Genomic DNA, 22,313 nt, shown 5'->3' with positions numbered 1-22,313 from the left:
CCTCCCACGACCGGGGGCGTTGTCCGGCCGCCGGTCCAGCAGGCGGACGCGTCGGTGACGGCTCAGTGACCGGCGAGCGCCTTCTCGCCGGCGTGACGCATGGCCTCCAGGGGCGCCGGGGAGCGGCCGGTCATCCGTTCGACCTGGAGGACGGCCTGGTGGACCAGCAGGTCGAGCCCGCTGACCACGGCGCCGCCGAACATGGACCAACGGGCCGCCAGCTCGGTGGGCCAGGGGTCGTAGAGCACGTCGAAGAGGGTGGCGGGGCGCTCGGGTACGGCGGTGGCGAGGGCGTCGGTCGTGCCGGCGGGCGTGGTGGCGATGACCAGCGGAGCGCGCAGCGCCTGCGCGGCGTCCGCCCAGTCCGCCGTGCGCACCTCCACGTCGAGCCGTTCGCCCCACCCGCGCATCTCGGCGGCGCGGGCCTCGCTGCGGACGTAGGCGACGACCTCGCCGGTGCAGATCCGGGCCAGGGCGGCGAGCGCGGAGGAGGCGGTGGCGCCGGCGCCGAGGATCGCGGCGGAGTCGACCTGCTCGATGCCGTGCTCACGCAGGGCGGCCACGATGCCGGGAATGTCGGTGTTGTCCCCGAGACGGCGACCGTCCTCGGTGAAGACGACCGTGTTGACCGCGTCCACGGAGGCGGCCGTCTCACTGATCTCGTCCAGCAGCGGGATGACCGCCCGCTTCAGCGGCATGGTCAGCGACAGTCCCGCCCACTCCGGCCCGAGCTTCTCGAAGAAGCCGGGCAGAGAGGCCTCGTCCGTCTCGAAGCGGTCGTACGACCAGTCGGTGAGCCCCAGCTCGTCGTACGCGGCCCGGTGCAGCACCGGGGAGAGGGAGTGGGCGATGGGCTTACCGAGCACGGCGGCCCGGCGGGCATCAGTTGCCCGAGGTGGCATTGAACTTGTCCTTGAGCTGCTTGAATTCTTCGTATGTCTTGGCGAATTCGGTGTTGGTCGTGCCGTCGGTCGCCACGAAATAGATCCAGCCGTCGTGGGTCGGATTCAGTGCCGCCTTGATCGCGTCCTCGCCGGGGTTGCCGATCGGACCGGGCGGAAGGCCCTTGTGGGTGTACGTGTTGTACGGGTTGCGGTTGCTGTTGATCTCCTTCTCGGAGATGTGGATGTTGCTCGTACCCTTGAGGTAGTTGTACGTCGAGTCGAACTGCAGCAGCTGGTTCGTCTCGGTGTTGGTGGGCTTGAGGCGGTTGTAGACCACTTCCGCCATCTTGCGGAAGTCGTCGTGCGTCTTGCCCTCCGCCTGCACCAGGCTCGCGACCGTGACCAGCTGGAACGCATTGTTCAGGCCCAGAGCGCGGGCCTTCGCCGTGAGGCCGTAGGCGTCGTACCTGGACCTGGCCTGGGTGACCATCTGCTTCAGGATGGCCTCCGGCTTCATGCCCTTGGCGGCCGGATAGGTGGCCGGGAAGAGGAAACCCTCCAACGGGTCCCTTATATCGCTGTTGTTCTGCGACCAGGCCGGCAGCCCGAGATTCTTGTACTGCTGCTGGGCCACCTTCCTGGTGGTGCCGTCGGCGAGTTCGAGTTTCTGGTCGATCTCCTGGTACACGCTCGCGTTGCGCTCGCCGGGCCTCACTACGACATTGTGCTGGCTTCGCGGGTCCAGCATCAGTTTCACGCAGCTGGTGGCGGACATCTCCGTGTGCAGGACATAGGCACCGGCCTGGATGCTGTCGCCCTCGGGATTCTGCGCCAGCGCGTGCACGAACGCGTCGACGGACTTGACGACACCGGCTTCCTTCAGCCGCCGGCCCATCTCATAGCCGCCCACGCCCTTCGGGATCTCGACGGTCACCTTCTCAGCGGTGCCGTCGCCCGCGTAGTCCGGAGCCGGGGCGAAACGATTTTGGTAGAAGCGGTAGCCGAAGTATCCGACCCCCCCGAGGCCGCCGCCGAACACCAGGCAGACCACCAGGCAGGCGCATCCGGTGCGTCGTTTCTGGCCCTTCTTGGCGGGTTTCTTCCCTTTGGCGCGTCGGTCGCGGCGGCTCTGGAGCTCGTGCTCCTCGCCGTCGTCGTCCCCGCCGCCGCCTGCGGTGAAGAAGGGGTGCTCCTCCTCGGCCTCAGCCGGTGCGGCCTCCGGTTCCGGTTCGGGGCTCCTGCGGCTGGGCGGAACCGGCGGCGGGTAGGCGTCCTCGGTGCCGTAGAAGTCGGGCTGCTCCCCGCCGTAGGCGACGGGCTGCTGGCCGTACGGGTCGCCGGGGTCGGCGGCGTACGGCGACTGGCCGTGGGTGCCGGTCGCGTCCCAGCCACCCTGGTGCTGGTACGGCTGCTGGGGGTGGCCGCTGAACTGCTGCTGGCCCTGTTCGCCGTGGAACGGGTACTGCTCGTTGCCGTACCAGGACTGCTGCTCCTGGTGCCAGTCGCCGGGCTGCGGCTGCTGCGGGTAGTGCTGCGGCTGGCCGCCGTAGGCAGACTGCTGACCCGCGTGGGTCTGCTGCCCTTCCCATCCGCCGTCCCCGTACAACGGGTCCTGCGGATGCCACGGTTCGGGGCCTGGGCCCCGGCCATACTCAGTCATCGATCCCCTAGAGCCGCGAGGCCGACCGGTCACGTGGCCGGTGGGCCCCGCTTCCGTTCCGCCTCTTGTTGTGCGTCGGCTGTTCGAACACCGGCGCATCGCGCGGAACGTTACCGTATCGCGATCAGATGACCACTTCGACGCCCTCGCCGGGTGCTTTACCTGACACCCGTTCGGATTCCAGGGCCTGCTGCAGGATGATGACGGCCGCGGCCTGGTCGATGACCGAGCGGCCCTTCTTCGACTTCACGCCGGAGGCGCGCAGTCCCTGACTGGCCGTCACGGTCGTCATCCGCTCGTCCACCAGGCGAACCGGCACCGGCTTGATGCCCTTGGCCAGCTCCTGGGCGAAGGCGCGGACCTTGACGGCGGCCGGGCCCTCGCCCCCCTTGAGGGAGCGAGGGAGCCCGACGACGACCTCGATCGGTTCGTACTCCTCGACGAGCTGCCGCAGCCGACGGTGGGCTGCCGGGATGTCCCGGCCGGGGACGGTCTCCACCGGGGTGGCGAGGATCCCGTCCGGGTCGCACGAGGCGACCCCGATCCGGGCGTCCCCGACGTCGATCGCGAGCCGACGTCCTCTGCGCATTTCCGACCGATTCCTTACTTCGCTGTCTACTTCGCCCTCACTTGGCGGTGTCGGCGACGAGACGCTCGACGGCCTCGACGGCCTCACCGACGGCGGCGGGGTTCTGGCCGCCGCCCTGGGCGACGTCCGGCTTGCCGCCGCCACCCCCACCGAGGGTCTTGGCGGCGGTGCGGACCAGGTCACCGGCCTTGAGGCCGCGCTCGCGGGCGGGCTCGTTGGTGGCGATGACGGTCAGCGGCTTGCCGTTGTTGACGGTGAAGAGGGCCACGACCGCGGCCCGGCCGCCCTGGATGCGACCGCGCACGTCGAGGACCAGCTTGCGCAGGTCGTCGGGGGTGGTGCCGTCCGGGACCTGACCGGTGACGACGGCGACGCCGCGCACGTCCTTGGCGGACTCGGCGAGACCGGCGGCGGCCTGGAGCACCTTCTCGGCGCGGAACTTCTCGATCTCCTTCTCGGCGTCCTTCAGCTTGCCGAGCATGGCGGAGACCTTCTCGGGAAGCTCCTCCGGGCGGCCCTTGATCAGCTCCTGGAGCTGGGCGACGACCGTGTGCTCGCGGGCCAGGAAGTGGTAGGCGTCCACGCCGACGAGAGCCTCGATACGACGGACACCCGAGCCGATGGACGACTCGCCGAGCAGCTTCACCAGGCCCAGCTGGGCGGTGTTGTGCACGTGCGTGCCGCCGCACAGCTCCTTGGAGAAGTCGCCGATGGTCACCACGCGGACCCGCTCGCCGTACTTCTCGCCGAACTCGGCGATGGCGCCCTGCTTCTTGGCCTCGTCGATGCCCATGACCTCGGCGCGCACGTCGAGGTCGCGGGCGAGCACCTCGTTGATCTTCTGCTCGACGTCGGTCATCACGGCCGTCGGCACGGCGGACGGGGAGCCGAAGTCGAAGCGGAAGCGGCCGGGCTGGTTCTCGGAACCGGCCTGGGCGGCCGTCGGGCCGAGGGCGTCACGCAGGGCCTGGTGGGTCAGGTGGGTGGCCGAGTGGGCGCGGGCGATGGCCTTGCGGCGGCGGGCGTCGATCGAGGCGTGGGCCTTGGCGCCGACCGTCACCTCGCCGACCTGCACGACACCCTTGTGGACGTAGACGCCGGGGACCGGCTTCTGGCAGTCGCGGACCTCGATGACGGCACCGGAGTCGACCTTGATCCGCCCGGTGTCGCCGATCTGGCCGCCGCCCTCGGCGTAGAACGGGGTGCGGTCCAGGACGATCTCGACCTCGTCGCCCTCGGTGGCGGCCGGGGAGGAGACGCCGTCGACCAGGATGCCGACGATCGTGGTCTCGCCCTCGGTGTCGCTGTAGCCGATGAAGTCGGTCTCGCCGGTCCTGTCGGCGATCTCACGGTAGGCGCCGGCACCGGCGTGGCCGGTCTTCTTGGCCTGGGCGTCGGCCTTGGCGCGCTCCCGCTGCTCCTTCATCAGGCGGCGGAAGCCCTCCTCGTCCACGGCGAGGCCCTGCTCGGCGGCCATCTCCAGGGTGAGGTCGATCGGGAAGCCCCAGGTGTCGTGGAGCAGGAACGCCTTGTCGCCGGGCAGGATCGTGCCGCCGGACTGCTTGGTCTCGGTGACGGCGGTGTCGAGGATGTTGGTGCCGGCCTTCAGCGTCTTGAGGAAGGCGTTCTCCTCGGCGACGGCGACCTTCTCGATGCGCTCGCGGTCGGTGATCAGCTCGGGGTACTGCTGGCCCATCATGCCGATCACGGTGTCGATCAGGTCCTTGACGACCGGACCGGTGGCGCCCAGCAGGCGCATGTTGCGGATGGCGCGGCGCATGATGCGGCGCAGGACGTAGCCACGGCCCTCGTTGCCCGGGGTGACGCCGTCGCCGATGAGCATCACGGACGTACGCATGTGGTCGGTGACCACGCGCAGCGAGACGTCCGAGTCGTGGGCGTCGCCGTAGCGGACGCCGGTCAGCTCGGTGGCCTTCTCGATGACGGCCATGGAGGTGTCGATCTCGTACATGTTCTGCACGCCCTGCAGAATCATGGCGAGCCGCTCCATGCCCAGGCCCGTGTCGATGTTCTTGCTCGGCAGCTCGCCGAGGATCTCGAAGTTGTCCTTGCCGATGCCCTCGCCGCGCTCGTACTGCATGAAGACGAGGTTCCAGATCTCCACGTACCGCTCGTCGTTGACGGCGGGACCGCCCTCGGCACCGAACTCGGGGCCGCGGTCGTAGTTGATCTCGGAGCAGGGGCCGCAGGGGCCTGGGACGCCCATGGACCAGTAGTTGTCCTTCATGCCGAGGCGCTGGATGCGCTCCTTCGGCACACCGACGACCTCGTGCCAGATGCGCTCGGCCTCGTCGTCGTCCTTGTAGACGGTGATCCACAGGCGCTCGGGGTCGAGGCCGTAACCGCCCTTGTCCTGGGGCGTGGTGAGCAGCTCCCAGGCGTACTTGATGGCGCCTTCCTTGAAGTAGTCGCCGAAGGAGAAGTTGCCGCACATCTGGAAGAACGTGCCGTGGCGCGTGGTCTTGCCGACCTCTTCGATGTCGGGCGTGCGCACGCACTTCTGCACGCTGGTGGCGCGCGCGAACGGCGGCTTGACCTCACCCAGGAAGTAGGGCTTGAAGGGCACCATGCCGGCGGGGACGAGGAGCAGAGTCGGGTCGTCCGCGATGAGCGACGCCGAAGGGACGACGGTGTGCCCGCGCTCCTCGAAGAAGCTCAGCCAGCGGCGGCGAATCTCGGCCGACTCCATCAGTGGTCCTCATTCCGGTTGTACGAGTGCTTCGCTTGCGAAGAAAGCAACGTCTCGATGTACTTCGGGTTGCTGTGGTTGGTCTCGATGGCCGCGTGCCTCCGGGGCGCGGGGAGTTCGGGGTTCTGGTCGATCCCCAGGGCCTCCTCCAGCTCGGCCTCCCGCTGGGCCATGTTGTCGCGCACGTCGAGCGCGAAGCCCACCGCGCGGTCCTTCAGCCGCTGGCCGGTCTCCAGGGCCTTGTTCGCCGCGGTCGCGGCGAGGCTCTCCGGGGTCAGCTGCTTCAGCTTGCGGTTGACCTTGGTGGTGGCCCAGACCCCGGCGGCGACGCCGGTGGTGAACCAGAACGTACGGCGGAACATCGCTCGGTCTCAGTCCTTACTTCCGCTTGCGTCGTGCGGCGGGGACCGTGCGGCCCACGATCACCGTACGCCGGGGCGCCTTCGCGGGCACGTCCTCCTTGCGGCCGCCCAGCGCCCGGCGGACGCCGTAGCCGAAGGCCGCGACCTTGACCAGCGGGCCGCCGAAGGTGGAGGCCACCGTGCTCGACAGCGCGGAGGCGTTCGACGTGACCTCCTGGACGTCGGAGGCGATCGCGTCGACGCGGTCGATCTGGGTCTGCGCGGAGCGCACGGCCGCGGAGGCGTCGGCGAGCAGCGGGACGGCCTGGTCGGTCACGTCCGCCACGAGCTTGGTGGTCGCCTTGAGCGTCTGGGCCAGCCTCGCGAGAGCCACCGCGAGGAAGGAGACCAGGATCGCCCAGAAGACGGCCACCAGGATCCCGGCCACCTCTCCACCGGACACTGTGCGCACCCGCTCCCTGAAACGTGCCTCACCATCGAAAAGTCGTGTCCGAGCCTATCGCGCCGGGGCCGGGGCTCCGTACCGGATTACCGGGGCAGCCGGGCGGAGTTGCAGGAAGCGATTGTACGCGCCGAACACACTTCAGTACGCTCCGTGTCCCATGCGAGGTCCTCAGCGCCCAGATGCTCTCTCCGACGGCGATCCGCCTCTGGAACTGACCACGTTCGTCGGGCGCTCGGCCGAACTCGCCGAGCTGGCCACCGTCCTGGGCCGGGCCCGGCTGGTGACCGTCACCGGGGCCGGCGGCGTCGGCAAGTCCCGGCTGGCCGCGCGGGTCGCCGCCGGGTGGGAGTCCGGGTGCGGGCGGGTGGAGCTGGCGCCGGTGCGCGATCCGCAGTTCGTGGAGTACGCGGTCGCGGAGGCGCTGGGACTGACCGACCACACCGCCCGGCCGCCCCGGGAGACGCTGCTGGAGCATCTCGCCGGCCGTCCGGCCCTGCTGGTGCTGGACGGTTTCGAGCACCTGGTGGAGCCCTGTGCCGGGCTGACGGCCGAGCTGCTGCGGAAGCTGCCGGGGCTGCGGGTCCTGGCGGTGGGCCGGCGTCCGCTGGGACTGGCGGGCGAGCGGCTGTTCCCGCTGGCGCCGCTCGGCGAGGACGAGGCGGTGGAGCTGTTCGCCGACCGGGCCCGGGAGCAGGGGCTCGAGGCGCCCGACGGTCCCGAGGTGCGCGAGCTGTGCCGACGGCTGGAGGGGATCCCACTGGCGCTGGAGCTGGCGGCCGGGCGCCTGCGGGCGCTGTCCCCGGCGCAGCTTGTGGAGCGCCTGGACGACCGGTTCCGGCTGCTGGCCGCGAGCGGCCGGGACGGCGCCGTGCGCCCGGTCCCCGGTGGTCCGCCGTCGCGCCACCAGACCCTGCGCACGGCGATCGGCTGGAGCCACGAGCTGTGCACGCCCGCCGAGCGGCTGCTCTGGGCGCGCCTGTCGGTGTTCGCGCAGACCTTCGACCTGGAGGCGGCCGAGTACGTGTGCAGCGGGGACGGGTTGCCCGCCGAGGACATCCTGGACGTGCTGTCGGAGCTGGTGGCCCAGTCGGTCGTCACCCGCGAGGAGACGCCGGCCGGTCCCCGCTACCGGATGCTCGACACCGTCCGGGCCTACGGCGCCGAATGGCTGGAGGGGATCGGGGACGCGAGCCGGCTGCGCAGACGGCACCGGGACTGGTACCTGGGCCTGGCGACCTGGTGCGAGCTGGACTGGTTCTCACCCCGGCAGGGCGAGGTCGCCGCACGGGTGGAGGTGGAACTGCCCAACCTGCGGGCGGCTCTCGAGTGCTGTCTGACGGTGCCCGAGGAGACCCATCTGGGCCAGTACCTGGCCGGGTCGCTGTGGTTCTGCTGGGTCGGCTGCGGACGGCTCGCGGAGGGCCGCCGCTGGCTGACGCGCTGCGTGGAGCTGGAGTCGGGGTACGAACAGTCGCGGCTGAAGGCGTTGTGGGTGCTCGGCTATGTGGCGATCCTCCAGGGCGACACCGTGCCGGCCCTGGCGGCGCTGCGGGAGTGCCGGGAGCAGGCCGAGCGCGCCGCCGACCCGGCGGCGGTGGCGTACGCCGAGCACCGCACCGGCTGTCTGGCCCTGGTCACCGATGACATGGCTCGTGCAGAAACGCTGCTGCGGTCGGCGCTGCACCGCTACCAGGAGATCGGCGAACTCAACAGCAATGTGCTGATGGGCCAGGTGGAACTGGCGATGACTCGCGCCTTCCAGGGGGACCTGCCGGACGCGGTGCGGCTGTGCGAGGACGTGCGCAGCGTGTGCGAGGACCACGGTGAGCGCTGGGCACGCTCCTACGCGCTGTACGTGCTGGCGTACGCGGCCTGGCATGCGGGCGCCCAGGCGAGGGCGCGGGAACTGCTCGCGGACTGCCTGCGCAACGCCCACGCCTTCAACGACCTGCTCGGCTCCGTGCTGGTGCTGGAGCTGCTGGCGCTGGTCACGGCGGCCGAGGGCGAGCCGGCCGAGGCGGCGCTGCTGCAGGGGGCGGCGGGCCGGATCTGGCCGTCGGTGGGGCTGCCGCTGTTCGGTTCGGCGTACTACAACGCCCCGCACGAGCGCTGCGAGGCACTCGCCCGAGAGGCGCTCGGGGACGCGCGGTACGAGGAGTGCGTGCGGGAAGGGGCCCGGCTGGACCGCGCGGACGCGGTGGCCCGAGCGCTGGGGCACGGTGTGGTACGACCGTTGGGGGCGCTGCCGGCTCCACGCGGGGCGGACGCGGCCCAGAGGGGCGCGCGAAACCGCGCGAGCAGCCCCCACCGGCCCGCACTGTCCGAACGACCGGACCTGCCCCGACCGTGAGGGATCCGGGAAACACGAACCCGTTCCGGGAAACACGAACCCGCCGTCTCCCCACCCGGCAGGGCCGGACGGGGAGACGGCGGGCTGAGGTACCGCGCGGTCGCTGGGGTCAGCGGGCGTAGTACTCGACGACGAGCTGCTCGTCGCAGATCACCGGGATCTCCTTGCGGTTCGGCTCGCGGTCCAGGCGGAACGCCAGGGCCTTGAGGTTCACCTGCAGGTAGCGCGGGGTCTCACCCTCGGGGGCGAAGCCACCCTCGCGGGCGATCGTGAAGAGCGTCTTGTCCTTGGAGCGGTCGCGGACCTGCACGACGTCGTCCGGGCGGACACGGAAGGACGGCTTGTCGACCTTCTGGCCGTTGACCTGGATGTGGCCGTGGACGACCATCTGACGGGCCTGGTAGATGGTGCGGGCGATGCCCGAACGCAGGACCAGGGCGTCGAGACGGCGCTCGAGCTCCACGATCAGGGCCTCACCGGTCTTGCCCTGGACCTTGGACGCGCGCTCGTAGGCGCGGACCAGCTGGCGCTCGGAGATGTCGTACTGCGCGCGCAGACGCTGCTTCTCCAGCAGACGGACCTTGTAGTCCGAGTTCTGCTTGCGGCCGCGGCCGTGCTCACCCGGCGGGTAGGGGCGGGCCTCGAAGTACTTGACGGCCTTCGGGGTCAGCGCGATGCCGAGGGCACGCGACTTCTTGACCTTGGGACGGGACTGGTTCGCCACTGTCTTTCGTCTCTTTCGTAGTGTTCGGCTCGTCAGGGTTAAGGAGGTCGCATCCGCAGCCGGGAAAACCCGCCGGGCCCCAAGGGGACCTGCCGGGCAGCCGCTTCCCTGGTCTGGGCACATACGTGCAGCACGCGAGTGGCCCACCGACCGCTCCCGGAACCTCGGGGTGGTGGTGGGCTGCCCGCGACACCGATCGACGGTGCGCGACGCTCCTGGAGTCCATCCGGTGAGGATGGGAGCTCCGGCTGGCTGTCCCGCTCTGACAGCACGGGACTCAGCACTGCGCGCCAGTCTACAGGGCGCTCAGGACCGCCTGCGACCGAGGCGCTTTCTGGTCCACTCCACCGCGTCCGCGTAGCGCGCCTCGGCGCCGTGCCGGCTCGGGGTGTAGTACTCGCGGTCCTTGAGGGCGTCCGGGGCGTACTGCTGCTCGGCGATGCCCTCGGGCAGGTCGTGCGGGTACACGTACCCCTGCGCGTGGCCCAGCTTGGCGGCGCCCTTGTAGTGCCCGTCGCGCAGGTGCGGGGGGACCGGACCGGCTAGGCCCTTGCGGACGTCCTCCATCGCGGCGCCGATCGCGGTCGTCGCGGCGTTGGACTTGGGGGCGAGCGCGAGGGCGATGGTGGCGTGGCTGAGGGTGAGGGCGGCCTCGGGGAAGCCGATCATGGCGACGGCCTGGGCCGCGGCCACGGCTGTGGGCAGGGCGTTCGGGTCGGCGAGGCCGATGTCCTCGCTGGCGGAGATCATCAGGCGGCGGGCGATGAACCGGGGGTCCTCGCCGGCCTCGATCATGCGGGCCAGGTAGTGCAGGGCCGCGTCGACGTCGGAGCCCCTGATGGACTTGATGAGGGCGCTGGCGACGTCGTAGTGCTGGTCGCCGTCGCGGTCGTACTTCACCGCGGCGCGGTCGACCGTCTGCTCCAGCGTCTCCAGGCTGATCGCGCCCTCGCCCTGGTCCAGGGCCGCTCCGGCGGCGGCCTCCAGGGCGGTCAGGGCCCGGCGGGCGTCTCCGCCGGCGATGCGCAGCAGGTGTTCCTCGGTGTCCTCGGGGAGGGTGACGGCGTCCTTCAGGCCGCGCTCATCGGTCAGGGCGCGCTTGAGGAGGCCCCGGATGTCGTCGTCCGTGAGGGGTTCGAGGGTCAGCAGCAGGGAGCGGGACAGCAGCGGGGAGATCACCGAGAAGTACGGGTTCTCGGTGGTGGCCGCGATCAGGGTGACCCAGCGGTTCTCGACCGCCGGGAGCAGGGAGTCCTGCTGGGCCTTGCTGAAACGGTGGATCTCGTCCAGGAAGAGGACGGTCTCCTTGCCGTATCCGCCGGTGGCGCGGCGGGCGCCGTCGATGACCGCGCGGACCTCCTTGACGCCCGCGGTGATCGCGGACAGCTCCACGAAGCGCTTGTTCGTCGCCTTGGAGACCACATAGGCGAGGGTGGTCTTGCCGGTGCCGGGCGGGCCCCAGAGGATCACCGAGGAGGGTCCGGCGGGCCCGCCGGAGCCCTCGCCGACCAGCCGGCGCAGCGGGGAACCGGGCTTCAGCAGATGCTGCTGGCCCACGACCTCGTCGAGGGTGCGCGGGCGCATCCGCACCGCCAGGGGACTCGCTGCCGGGTCCTTCTCCTGGCGTTCTTCTGCTGCGGCGGTGAACAGGTCGGGTTCCACGTGGAAACCCTAAATCACCGGACTGACAACGCGGCCGGGCCGGGCTCAGGCCCAGAGCTGGCTGCCCCAGCGGGTCAGGATCAGCATGGCGATGATGCCGCAGTGCGTGACCGGCACCACCCAGGTGAACTCGCCGAAGAAGGACTTCAGCCGGCGCGGGGCCGGCAGGAAGCCGTTGCGGAGGTTGGCCGAGGTGACGAACCAGAACATGGTGATCGTCGCGACCCAGGCCAGCGAGCACCACAGGCACAGCGCGTTGATCCGGTACAGGGACTGGAACTGCAGCCAGGTGCAGAAGCCGACGCCGAAGAGCGTGCCGAAGTTGAAGGTCAGCCAGTACCAGCGCGGGAAGCGGGCGCGGGCCAGCAGGCTCATGCCGACGCAGATGACGATGCCGTAGCAGACCAGTCCGAGCCAGGGGTTCGGGAAGCCGAAGGCGGTCGCCTGCTTGCTCTCCATGACGCTGCCGCAGGACACGATCGGGTTGACGCTGCACCCCGGCGTGAAGGTCTTCCCGGCGATCTTCGCCTCGAGGATCTTGTTCTTGTCGAGCGTGATGACCCAGGCGGCCAGCAGTCCGGCCGCGCCGGTGATCACCAGCAGGAGGGCGAAGGCACGGCTGGCGCCCGCCGTGCGCGGGGCATCGGCGGCACGCTCGGGAACGGACTCCGTGGAGACGTCGTTGACTGTCGTCTTGCTCATCACGCCGATTCCGTCATGTGAGAGTTGGACCAATCTTCGGGCACGGCTCATTGTGCCGCACGCACGTGTGTGTCCACCGTTCGAAGGACATAAGGAGGTACGCACGGTGGTCCCGGATCGTTCGGTTCCGGCCGATGATCGAGGGCATGACAGCACACGCGAACGAACTCGCGGTGGACGTCCGGGGGCTGCGCAAGCGCTACGGGGGCGTCACCGCGGTGGACGGCCTCGATCTCGGCATCCGGCGCGGGGAGGTGTTCGGCCTGCTCGGGCCCAACGGCGCGGGCAAGAGCACCACGGTGGAGATCCTGCAGGGCAACCGGTCACGGGACGGGGGCGAGGTGTCCGTCCTCGGGGCGGACCCGGCGACGGGCACGCGCGCGTGGAGGTCCCGTATCGGAATCGTCTGGCAGGACGAATCGGCGCCCGCGGAGTTGACGGTGCGCGAGACGGTACGGCACTTCGCCCGCTACTACCCGCGCCCGCGCGACCCGGAGGAGGTCATCCGCCTGGTCGGTCTCGACGCGAAGGCGAGCAGCCGGGTCAGGGCGCTCTCGGGCGGCCAGCGGCGGCGCCTCGACGTGGCGCTGGGCGTGATCGGCGATCCCGAGCTGCTGCTCCTCGACGAGCCGACCACCGGCTTCGACCCGGCCGCCCGGCGCCAGTTCTGGGACCTGATCCGGCTGCTCGCCGACGACGGCACGACGATCCTGCTCACCACGCACTACCTGGAGGAGGCCGAGGCCCTCGCGGACCGGCTCGCGGTCGTCACCGGGGGCCGGGTCGTCGCCGAGGGCACGCCCGCCGACCTGCGGATGCGGTACGCCGGTGAGGTCGCCGTCGCCTGGACGGAACCGGACGGCTCCCCGCGCACGGAACACACCGCCACGCCCACCCGCACCGTCGCCGAGCTCATGCGCCGCTTCGACGGCGAGATACCCGGACTGACCGTGACCCGCCCCACCCTGGAGGACGTCTACCTCCGGCTGACCGGCCAGGAGGCCGTGCGATGACCACGACCGTCGTACGGGCCGACGCCGGCGAGGCCACCTCGTCCCTGCCCGGCGCCTGGAGGATCGGGCTGCTGCGGGGCGGCCTGGAGATCAAGCAGTTCTTCCGGCTGCGCGAGCAGGTGGTGTTCACCTTCGCGTTCCCCGTGGTGTTCCTGTTCCTGTTCGCGTCGATCTTCCACGACCACGTCGGAACCGCCGGGGTCACCGCGTCCCAGCTGTACGTACCCGCGATGACGGCCTCCGGGATCATGTCGACGAGTTTCCAGTCGCTCGGCATCTCCATCGCCGTCGAACGGGACGAGAGGGTGCTGCGCCGGCTGCGGGGCACCCCGATGCCTCCCGCGGCCTACTTCCTGGGCAAGATCTGGCTGGTTCTGTTCACCGCGGTCCTGGAGACCGCGGTCCTGCGGGCCGTCGGCACGGTGTTCTACGGCGTCCACCTGCCGTCCGACCCCGGCCGCTGGTTCGACTTCGCGTGGATCTTCGTGCTCGGGCTGACCGCGTGCGCGCTGCTCGGCATCGCGATCAGCTCGGTGCCGAGGTCGGCGAAGAGCGCCAGTTCCGTCGTCGTCCTGCCCTTCCTGCTGCTCCAGTTCGTCTCCGGGGTCTACATCGCCGTCGGCATCATTCCCGGCTGGATGCTCGACATCGGCGCCCTGTTCCCGCTGAAGTGGCTGTGCCAGGGCCTGCGGGGCGTGTTCCTGCCCGACTCGGCGAAGGTCCTGGAGCAGGCCCACGCATGGGAGTTCGGGCGGATCGCGCTGGTGCTGGCCGCCTGGTGCGTCGGAGGACTGGCGCTGTGCCTGCTGACCTTCCGGTGGAAGAACCGGCGCGAGGGGTGAGGGGTCACGAGGCGGACGCGGTACGGGCCGTCGCGCGGGGCGAGACCGTGCGGGCGCCGTCCGCGGCGGCCCGCCTGGCGGACCGGTTCATCGGGGAGTCGACCGTGAAGACCCATCTGTCGCGGGCCTTCGGCAAGCCCGGCGCCGACGACCGGACAGCCGCCGTCACCAGCGCGATGCGCCACGGCCTGCTGGAACGGCAAGAGGGCGCCGGGAGTGCCCGGCGCCCTCCGGTCGTCGCTCGGCTCAGCCGAGTCGGGACTCCAGCTCGGCCACGATCTCGTTCACGCCGATCGGCGTCTGCTCGCCGGACTCCATGTCCTTGAGCTGGACGACGCCGTCGGCGAGGTCGCGCTCGCCGGCCACGATCGCGTAGCGGGCGCCGCTGCGGTTGGCGTTCTTCATGGCGCCCTTCAGGCCCTTGCCGCCGTAGGAGAAGTCCGCGGCGATGCCGACCTTGCGCAGCTCGGTGACCTTCGCGAACAGCACGCGGCGGGCGTCCTCGCCGAGCGGGACGGCGTAGACCGAGGTGGCGGACGGGAGGTCCAGCTCCACGCCTTCGGCCTCCAGGGCGAGGACCGTGCGGTCGACGCCGAGGGCCCAGCCGACCGACGGCAGCGAGGGGCCGCCGAGCATCTCGGACAGGCCGTCGTAGCGGCCGCCGCCGCCCACCGCGGACTGGGAGCCCAGGCCGTCGTGCACGAACTCGAAGGTGGTGCGGGTGTAGTAGTCCAGGCCGCGCACCAGCTTCGGGTCGTCCTCGAAGGAGACGCCCGCCGCGGTGATCAGCTCGCGGACCTCCTCGTGGTACGCCTTGCACGCGTCGCACAGGTAGTCGCGCAGCAGCGGCGCGCCCGTCAGCTGCTTCTGGACCGACTCGCGCTTGTCGTCGAGGACCCGCAGCGGGTTGATGTCGACGCGCCGGCGCGTGTCCTCGTCGAGGTCCAGCTCACGGAGGAAGTCCTGCAGCGCGGCCCGGTACACCGGGCGGCACTCCTTGTCGCCCAGGCTGTTGAGCAGGATGCGGAAGTCGCGCAGGCCCAGCGAGCGGTACGCCTGGTCGGCCAGGATGATCAGCTCGGCGTCGAGGGCCGGGTCCTCCGCGCCGATCGCCTCGGCGCCGACCTGCGAGAAGTGCCGGTAGCGGCCCTTCTGCGGCTTCTCGTAGCGGTAGTACGAGCCCGAGTACCAGAGCTTGACCGGGAGGTTGCCCGCCTTGTGCAGGTTGGCCTCCAACGCCGCGCGCAGGACGGAGGCGGTGCCTTCGGGGCGCAGGGCGAGCCTGTCACCGCCCTTGGTCTCGAAGGCGTACATCTCCTTGGTCACGATGTCGGTGGACTCGCCGACACCGCGCGCGAACAGCTCGACGTTCTCGAAACCGGGCGTCTCGACGTAGCCGTAACCCGAGTTGCGCAGCGGGGCGGCGATCGCCTCGCGGACCGCCAGGTACTTGGCGGAGTCCGGCGGAATCAGGTCATAGGTGCCCTTGGGGGCCTGGAAGGTACTCACGGAAGCTCTCTCGTCACATTCCTCGTCGGGGAGCCTGGGCCGCTCCCTGGCCGGCGGCCACCTGCCGCAGATAGGGGTTGGTGGCGCGCTCCTGGCCGATGGTCGTCTGGGGGCCGTGGCCGGACAGCACCACGGTGGAGTCGTCGAGCGGCAGGCACACCCGGGCCAGCGACTCGAGCATGTCCTCCATGGATCCGCCCGGCAGGTCGGTGCGTCCGATGGAGCCGGCGAACAGCAGATCCCCGGAGAAGAACACCGACGGGATGTCGGTGGTCTCGGGCATCCGGAAGGTCACCGACCCCTTGGTATGGCCCGGCGCGTGCGCGACGGAGAGTTCGAGGCCCGCCAGTTCGAGGGTGGTGCCGTTCGTCAGCTCCCGGACGTCGTCCGGCTCGCCCACGGTCAGCTCGCCCATCAGCGGCATGCCGATGGACCGGCCGAGCGACTTCTCGGGGTCGCTCATCATGTACCGGTCCTCGGGGTGGATCCAGGCCGGTACGTCATGTGCGCCGCAGACCGGGACGACCGAGGCCACGTGGTCGATGTGGCCGTGGGTGAGGACGACGGCAACGGGCTTGAGCCGATGCTTCTTCAGTGCTTCCTCGACGCCTTCGGCGGCCTGGTGGCCGGGGTCGATGATCACGCACTCCTCACCGGCGGCGGGGGCGACGAGATAACAGTTCGTCCCCCAGGCCCCGGCGGGGAACCCGGCAATGAGCACGATCGTCCTTCGTTGTGTCGATACGGGTGACCACAAGCTGTGGTCCAGAGCCTACCGGCGCTGCCGTTTCCTCAGCGAACCCATATACGGTACGGGGCACACGCAACGGTCGGCTCACGAGGACGCACGCGTACCGGTCGACACACGACACGCATGAGGAGAGAACCCGGTGGTCAGCCAGGAGCAGCGGCGGCGTCAGCTCGCCCGGGAGAAGTTCTTGCGGCAGCAGCAGCGACGCACCAGCGCGCGGCGCAAGGCCCGTGTGCGCAACTCCGTGATCGCGTCGGTACTCGGCGTGGTCGTGATCGGCAGTGTCGCGCTGTACACGACCGGGGTGCTGAAGGGCGACGACAACAAGTCCAACGCCGCCGCGGACACCACGCCCAGCGCCTCGCCGACCAGCAAGGCCCCGGACCCGTGCGCGAAGCCGGCGGCCGGCTCGGCGAAGAAGCTGAGCTGGAAGAAGGAACCGGCGACGACGATCGACACGTCGGCGAAGTACACGATGAAGCTCGCCACGACGTGCGGTGACATCGACGTCGCGCTGAAGACGTCGGCGGCCCCGCACACCGTGAACTCGTTCGCCTTCCTGGCGGGCCAGGGCTTCTTCGACCACACCAAATGCCACCGTCTGACCACGTCCGACATCTACGTGCTCCAGTGCGGTGACCCGCAGGGCACCGGTATGGGCGGGCCTGGCTACACGCTCCCGGACGAGAACCTGAAGGACAAGAGCCTGAAGGGCAACACGTACCCGGCGGGCACCGTGGCGATGGCCAACACGGGCCAGAAGCACACCGGCGGCAGCCAGTTCTTCCTGGTCTACAAGGACAGCCCGCTGCCGCCCAGCTACACGCCGTTCGGCACGGTGTCGGACGCGGGCATGAAGGTGCTGCAGAAGATCGCCGCCGCCGGTGCCCAGCCGGCCGATCCGACCACCCAGAACACCGCTCCGAACGCGACCGTGGTGATCAACAAGGCGACGGTGACGAAGTCCTGACGCCGTCCTGAAGACCAACACGGCCAACTGCGGAATTTCGGTCGCGCTGGATGCGGACAGGCAACCCGCTGGTCGCCTATGTTGGCCGTGACGAAACTGTGGACGATGCCCGGGGGTGCTGAGGCCCCCCGCAGGCATCATGTGGAGGAGGCGCTGTGAGCAGCGACCCGTGGGGCCGCGTCGACGAGACGGGGACCGTGTACGTGCGTACGGCCGACGGCGAGCAGGTCGTCGGATCCTGGGCGGCCGGCTCCCCTGAGGAGGCGCTTGCCTACTTCGAGCGCAAGTACGAGGGCCTGGTTGTCGAGATCGGCCTCCTCGAGAAGCGAGTACAGACCACCGACCTGTCGGCGAAGGACGCTCAGGCCGCCGTCGACCACCTGCGCGAGCAGGTGGACGCGCACCACGCGGTCGGCGACCTGGACGCCCTGCGGGGACGGCTGGACAAGCTCGTGGCGACGGTCGAGGCGCGCCGCGAGGAGCGCAAGGCGCAGCGTGCCAGGCAGTCCGACGAGGCCCGCAAGGCCAAGGAGGACCTGGTCGCGGAGGCCGAGCAGCTGGCGCAGTCCGACCAGTGGCGGGCCGCCGGTGAGCGGCTGCGCGCCCTGGTGGACACCTGGAAGGGTCTGCCGCGGCTGGACCGCAAGTCCGACGACGAGCTGTGGCACCGCTTCTCGCACGCCCGGTCGGCGTTCTCCAAGCGGCGCAAGGCGCACTTCGCGCAGCTGGACGCGCAGCGCGAGGAGGCCCGCCGCACCAAGGAGCGGCTGGTCGCCGAGGCCGAGGCGCTGTCCGGTTCGACGGACTGGGGTCCGACGGCGGCCCGCTACCGCGAGTTGATGGCCCAGTGGAAGGCCGCCGGCCGTGCCCAGCGCGAGCACGAGGACGACCTGTGGAACCGCTTCCGCGGCGCCCAGGACGTCTTCTTCGCCGCCCGTGGCTCGGTGTTCGCCGAGCGGGACGCGGAGCAGGCGGAGAACCTGAAGCTGAAGGAGGAGCTGGCCGAGGAGGCCGAGAAGCTCCTGCCGATCGGCGACCTGAAGTCCACGCGGGCCGCCTTCCGTTCGATCAACGAGCGGTGGGAGGCCATCGGCCACGTCCCGCGGGACGCGCGGCCCAAGGTCGAGGGCCGGATGCACGCGGTCGAGCGGGCCATCCAGGAGGCCGAGGAGGCCGAGTGGCGCCGGACGAACCCGGAGGCACGCGCGCGTGCCGAGGGGCTGACCGGTCAGCTGCAGGCCGCCGTGGACAAGCTGCGGGCGCAGATCGAGCAGGCCCGCGGCCAGGGCAACAGCGCCAGGGCCGACAAGCTGGAGCGTGAGCTGGAGGGCCGCCAGGCGCTCCTGGACCAGGCTCTGAAGGGTCTGCAGGAGTTCGGCGGCTGAACCGGTCCCACCCGCATGTGAAAGGGCCCCGTACGCGCGTATGGGGCCCTTTCACATGCGGGCTTACGAGCGGCTGCGTCCCGACGTCACCCGGTACACGTCGTACACGCCTTCCACGCCCCGGACGGCCTTCAGGACGTGGCCGAGGTGCTTCGGGTCGCCCATCTCGAAGGTGAACCGCGAGGTGGCCACCCGGTCGCGGGAGGTCTGGACGGCCGCGGAGAGGATGTTGACGTGCTGGTCGGACAGGACGCGCGTGACGTCCGACAGCAGGCGCGAGCGGTCGAGCGCCTCGACCTGGATGGCGACCAGGAAGACCGACGACTGGGTGGGCGCCCACTCGACGTCGAGGATGCGCTCCGGCTCGCGGGACAGCGAGTCGACGTTCACGCAGTCGCTGCGGTGAACCGATACGCCGCTGCCGCGCGTGACGAAGCCGATGATGGGGTCGCCCGGTACGGGCGTACAGCAGCGGGCCAGCTTGACCCACACGTCGTCCACGCCCTTGACGACGACGCCCGGGTCGGCGCTGGAGCGCCGCTTGCGGCCCCGGCTGCGGGTCGGCGGTACCGCCTCGTCGATCTCCTCGGTGGCGGCCTCCTCACCGCCGAGGGCCTGGACCAGCTTCTGCACGATGTTCTGCGCGGAGACATGGCCCTCGCCGATCGCCGCGTACAGCGCGGAGATGTCCGAGTAGCGCATCTCGTGCGCCAGCGTGACCAGGGAGTCGCCGGTGAGGATCCGCTGGATCGGCAGGTTCTGCTTGCGCATCGCCCGGACGATCGCGTCCTTGCCCTGCTCGATCGCCTCGTCCCGGCGCTCCTTGGAGAACCAGGCGCGGATCTTGTTGCGCGCCCGCGGCGACTTGACGAAGCCGAGCCAGTCGCGGGACGGTCCGGCACCGGGCGCCTTCGAGGTGAAGACCTCCACCAGGTCGCCGTTGTCCAGGGTGGATTCGAGCGGTACGAGGCGGCCGTTGACCCGCGCTCCTATGGTGCGGTGGCCGACCTCGGTGTGCACGGCGTACGCGAAGTCGACGGGCGTGGCCCCTGCGGGCAGGGCGATGACGTCGCCCTTGGGCGTGAAGACGAAGACCTCGTTGCGGGACAGGTCGAAGCGCAGGGACTCCAGGAACTCGCCGGGGTCCTCGGTCTCCTTCTGCCAGTCCAGCAGTTGGCGCAGCCACGCCATGTCGTTGAGGTGGTCGTCCTTGCCCTTGCCCGCCTTGGGCACGTCCGTGCGCACCTTTGAGGCGCCGGCGACGGCCTCCTGCTTGTACTTCCAGTGCGCGGCGATGCCGTACTCGGCGCGGCGGTGCATGTCGAAGGTGCGGATCTGCAGCTCGACCGGCTTGCCGTTGGGCCCGATGACCGTCGTGTGCAGCGACTGGTACATGTTGAACTTGGGCATCGCGATGTAGTCCTTGAACCGGCCGGGGACCGGGTTCCATCGCGCGTGCACGGTGCCGAGGGCCGCGTAACAGTCGCGGACGGTGTCGACGAGGACACGGATGCCCACCAGGTCGTAGATCTCGGCGAAGTCACGGCCCCGCACGATCATCTTCTGGTAGACGCTGTAGTAGTGCTTCGGGCGGCCGGTGACGGTCGCCTTGATGCGGGCGGCGCGCAGGTCGGCCTGGACCTCGTCGGTCACTATGGCGAGGTACTCGTCGCGCTTGGGCGCCCGCTCGGCCACCAGGCGCACGATCTCGTCGTACATCTTGGGGTAGAGGATCGCGAACGCGAGGTCCTCCAGCTCCCACTTGATGGTGTTCATGCCGAGCCGGTGGGCGAGGGGCGCGTAGATCTCCAGCGTCTCGCGCGCCTTCTTCTCCTGCTTCTCGCGCTTGAGGTAGCGCATGGTGCGCATGTTGTGCAGGCGGTCGGCGAGCTTGATGACCAGGACGCGCGGGTCCTTGGCCATGGCGACGACCATCTTGCGCACGGTCTCGGCCTGCGCGGCCTCGCCGAACTTGACCTTGTCCAGCTTGGTGACGCCGTCGACGAGCAGCGCGACGGTGTCCCCGAAGTCGCGGCGCAGCTGGTCGAGGCCGTACTCGGTGTCCTCGACGGTGTCGTGCAGCAGGCCGGCCATCAGGGTGGCCGGGTCCATGCCCAGCTCGGCGAGGATGGTGGTGACGGCGAGGGGATGCGTGATGTAGGGGTCGCCGCTCTTGCGCTTCTGGCCGCGGTGCCAGCGTTCGGCGACCTGGTAGGCGCGCTCGATCTGGCGGAGCGTGGAGTTCTCGATCTTGGAGTCGTTGCTGCGCACTATCCGCAGCAGGGGCTCCAGGACCGGGTTGTACGGGTTCGCGCGCTGGACGCCGAGGCGGGCCAGGCGGGCGCGGACGCGGTTGGAGGAGCCGGTGCGGGCGGGCTGGGCGGCGGGCTGACGCACCACGGGCGGCTGCGCAGGGCGCTCGGGCGGGGCGGGCTTGGGGCGCGAGGCCTCGGCAGCCTTCTCGACGGGCGCGGACTGGGCATGCTCGATCGGCCCGCGGGTGTCGTTCTTCGCGTCGGACGCGTGCGGCGCGGGCTTCGCCGCTGCTGCCGAGGCGGACTCGGGCTTGGCGGCGGTCAGGTGCTGGGCCTCGTCTGGCAAGAGGGCTCCTCGTGCGCGATCCGGGTCCCCCGGTCAGGCTCCGGAGACCCCATGGTAGCGATCCTGCGGCTGGTCATCGCCTTCAGGCGGAAGTGAGGACCGGGTACCCGTGCAACACGGGAGGCTTCCGCCGGATTCCGGCGGCGTGGATTCCGGGTGTTCGGCGGGGGTGCGGAGGGTGTACGGCGGGTGGCCCCCGGTGGGGCGCGTGCACCGTCGGCGACCGCGGGCTTGCTCCCGCGGCGGACGACCGGCGGACTTCAGGGTCAGGTGGCCCGGGGACGGCCGTCGGCGGTCGACCGGGGCGGCCGACGGATCGTCCGTGGGTGCTGGGGCCCGCGACCAGCCAGCGGCCGGGAAAAGCCGAGCGGCCCGGGGCCGTGCCCGGGCCGCTCGTGTGTCCACCAGGTCAGACCTGGAGCAGCGCCTCCAGCGGAGCCGGGCCCAGGGCCGGCTCCAGGCGGGCGCGGCCGTCGAGGAAGCCCAGTTCCATCAGCACCGCCAGGCCCGAGACCTCCGCGCCGGCTCGCTGGATGAGGTGGATGGCCGCCTCGGCCGTACCACCCGTGGCCAGGACGTCGTCCACGATCAGGACGCGGTCACCGGCAGCGAGGTCCTCCGCGTGCACCTCGATCTCGGCGGAGCCGTACTCCAGGTCGTACGCCTGGCGCAGCGTCGCCCCGGGCAGCTTGCCCGCCTTGCGGACCGGGATGAAGCCGAGGCCCGCGCGGACGGCCACCGGAGCGCCGAGGATGAAGCCCCGGGCCTCCAGACCGACGATCTTGGTCGCTCCGGTGTTCGCGGCGATCTCGGCCAGCGCGTCCGTGAGGGCGGTGAAGGCGGCCGGGTCTGCCAGGAGCGGGGTGATGTCCTTGAACATCACGCCCGGCTCGGGGTAGTCCGCGACGTCCCGGATACGGCTGAGCAGCAGCTCCTGAATGTCGGTCATCGGCGCTTCCCGGAGGGTCGGCCGCGGCCCCGGCTGCGGGACGCGGGCTGGTTGCGGGGGCCCACGACGGCGGGGGCGGAGTCGTCGTCCTCGGCGGAGCGGTCCGCGGCGAGGTCCTCCTCGGCGGCGGCCTGGGCGCGCTTGGCCAGGACCCGCTTGGTGAGGGCCCTCATCGCCGGCTCGCGCTCCTTGAGGTCGGCGACGA

The 22,313-nt window shown here is 70.6% G+C and carries 18 protein-coding genes and 1 pseudogene; 5 read left to right on the top strand and 14 right to left on the bottom strand.

All coding sequences use genetic code 11. The features are described from left to right. Window positions 1-62: 62 nt before the first annotated feature. From ACZ7HQ_RS33060 to ACZ7HQ_RS33035, 6 genes are all read right to left on the bottom strand, one after another. On the bottom strand, window positions 63-902 hold the full coding sequence (locus tag ACZ7HQ_RS33060) for a shikimate dehydrogenase (protein ID WP_470998029.1): 840 nt from the start codon (window positions 900-902) through the stop codon (window positions 63-65). After that, the gene (gene mltG, locus ACZ7HQ_RS33055; RefSeq protein ID WP_470998026.1) at window positions 883-2,544 is read right to left on the bottom strand and encodes an endolytic transglycosylase MltG; all 1,662 of its coding nucleotides are present in this window, start codon (window positions 2,542-2,544) and stop codon (window positions 883-885) included. Before mltG ends, ACZ7HQ_RS33060 begins: the two co-directional genes overlap by 20 nt. Window positions 2,545-2,668: 124 nt before the next feature. Beyond that, complete coding sequence (gene ruvX / locus ACZ7HQ_RS33050) at window positions 2,669-3,133, bottom strand: Holliday junction resolvase RuvX (RefSeq protein WP_031161763.1); 465 nt, start codon at window positions 3,131-3,133, stop codon at window positions 2,669-2,671. A gap of 37 nt (window positions 3,134-3,170) precedes the next feature. Further along, on the bottom strand, window positions 3,171-5,843 hold the full coding sequence (gene alaS / locus ACZ7HQ_RS33045; protein ID WP_470998021.1) for an alanine--tRNA ligase: 2,673 nt from the start codon (window positions 5,841-5,843) through the stop codon (window positions 3,171-3,173). Next, a complete protein-coding gene (locus ACZ7HQ_RS33040; RefSeq protein ID WP_470998018.1) occupies window positions 5,843-6,205 on the bottom strand; it encodes a hypothetical protein in 363 nt (120 codons plus the stop codon). The genes alaS and ACZ7HQ_RS33040 overlap by 1 nt, the downstream gene beginning before the upstream one ends. A 16-nt stretch (window positions 6,206-6,221) precedes the next feature. Then, window positions 6,222-6,656 (bottom strand): DUF948 domain-containing protein, encoded by a 435-nt coding sequence (locus ACZ7HQ_RS33035; RefSeq protein ID WP_470998014.1) that lies wholly within the window; start codon window positions 6,654-6,656, stop codon window positions 6,222-6,224. 151 nt (window positions 6,657-6,807) lie between these two features. Between ACZ7HQ_RS33035 and ACZ7HQ_RS33030 the strand changes: the two genes are divergently transcribed. Continuing rightward, window positions 6,808-9,000, top strand: coding sequence for an ATP-binding protein (locus ACZ7HQ_RS33030; RefSeq protein WP_470998011.1), 2,193 nt, complete (start codon window positions 6,808-6,810; stop codon window positions 8,998-9,000). A 109-nt stretch (window positions 9,001-9,109) separates the two neighbouring features. Here ACZ7HQ_RS33030 and rpsD read toward each other — a convergent pair whose 3' ends face one another. From rpsD to ACZ7HQ_RS33015, 3 genes are all read right to left on the bottom strand, one after another. Then, entirely contained in the window at window positions 9,110-9,724 is a 615-nt protein-coding gene (gene rpsD / locus ACZ7HQ_RS33025) for a 30S ribosomal protein S4 (protein WP_055705441.1), read from the bottom strand. A 306-nt stretch (window positions 9,725-10,030) separates the two neighbouring features. Beyond that, window positions 10,031-11,386, bottom strand: a complete 1,356-nt coding sequence (locus tag ACZ7HQ_RS33020) for a replication-associated recombination protein A (RefSeq protein ID WP_470998007.1) — start codon at window positions 11,384-11,386, stop codon at window positions 10,031-10,033. Window positions 11,387-11,431: 45 nt separating this feature from the next. Continuing rightward, on the bottom strand, window positions 11,432-12,088 hold the full coding sequence (locus tag ACZ7HQ_RS33015; protein ID WP_470998004.1) for a vitamin K epoxide reductase family protein: 657 nt from the start codon (window positions 12,086-12,088) through the stop codon (window positions 11,432-11,434). 146 nt (window positions 12,089-12,234) lie between these two features. Here ACZ7HQ_RS33015 and ACZ7HQ_RS33010 point away from each other — a divergent pair, with 146 nt between their 5' ends. Beyond that, window positions 12,235-13,101, top strand: a complete 867-nt coding sequence (locus tag ACZ7HQ_RS33010) for an ABC transporter ATP-binding protein (protein ID WP_470998001.1) — start codon at window positions 12,235-12,237, stop codon at window positions 13,099-13,101. Then, window positions 13,098-13,943, top strand: a complete 846-nt coding sequence (locus ACZ7HQ_RS33005) for an ABC transporter permease (protein WP_470997998.1) — start codon at window positions 13,098-13,100, stop codon at window positions 13,941-13,943. The genes ACZ7HQ_RS33010 and ACZ7HQ_RS33005 overlap by 4 nt, the downstream gene beginning before the upstream one ends. A gap of 246 nt (window positions 13,944-14,189) precedes the next feature. On the opposite strand, the gene hisS is transcribed toward ACZ7HQ_RS33005, so the two are convergent. Together hisS and ACZ7HQ_RS32995 are read right to left on the bottom strand one after the other, a co-directional pair. Further along, the gene (gene hisS / locus ACZ7HQ_RS33000; RefSeq protein ID WP_470997995.1) at window positions 14,190-15,452 is read right to left on the bottom strand and encodes a histidine--tRNA ligase; all 1,263 of its coding nucleotides are present in this window, start codon (window positions 15,450-15,452) and stop codon (window positions 14,190-14,192) included. A gap of 13 nt (window positions 15,453-15,465) precedes the next feature. After that, complete coding sequence (locus tag ACZ7HQ_RS32995; protein WP_470997992.1) at window positions 15,466-16,173, bottom strand: MBL fold metallo-hydrolase; 708 nt, start codon at window positions 16,171-16,173, stop codon at window positions 15,466-15,468. Window positions 16,174-16,342: 169 nt separating this feature from the next. Between ACZ7HQ_RS32995 and ACZ7HQ_RS32990 the strand changes: the two genes are divergently transcribed. Continuing rightward, window positions 16,343-17,173 carry a peptidylprolyl isomerase gene (locus ACZ7HQ_RS32990; protein ID WP_470997989.1) on the top strand — a complete coding sequence of 277 codons (831 nt, stop codon included), beginning with the start codon at window positions 16,343-16,345 and terminating at the stop codon, window positions 17,171-17,173. Between the two features lie 155 nt (window positions 17,174-17,328). After that, entirely contained in the window at window positions 17,329-18,558 is a 1,230-nt protein-coding gene (locus tag ACZ7HQ_RS32985) for a DUF349 domain-containing protein (RefSeq protein WP_470997986.1), read from the top strand. Window positions 18,559-18,621: 63 nt separating this feature from the next. Here ACZ7HQ_RS32985 and relA read toward each other — a convergent pair whose 3' ends face one another. The 3 genes and pseudogenes from relA to ACZ7HQ_RS32970 form a co-directional block, all read right to left on the bottom strand. Further along, window positions 18,622-21,159, bottom strand: coding sequence for a GTP pyrophosphokinase (gene relA, locus ACZ7HQ_RS32980; RefSeq protein WP_470997983.1), 2,538 nt, complete (start codon window positions 21,157-21,159; stop codon window positions 18,622-18,624). A 409-nt stretch (window positions 21,160-21,568) separates the two neighbouring features. After that, window positions 21,569-22,108 carry an adenine phosphoribosyltransferase gene (locus ACZ7HQ_RS32975; RefSeq protein ID WP_470997981.1) on the bottom strand — a complete coding sequence of 180 codons (540 nt, stop codon included), beginning with the start codon at window positions 22,106-22,108 and terminating at the stop codon, window positions 21,569-21,571. Further along, window positions 22,105-22,313, bottom strand: a pseudogene (locus tag ACZ7HQ_RS32970) (protein translocase subunit SecF); the annotation flags it as partial. The gene ACZ7HQ_RS32975 and the pseudogene ACZ7HQ_RS32970, both read right to left, overlap by 4 nt.

This window comes from Streptomyces sp. NPDC037290 (assembly GCF_055603245.1).
Note: the sequence above shows the minus strand (reverse complement) of the source record. Positions and strands in the feature narration are given on the sequence as shown.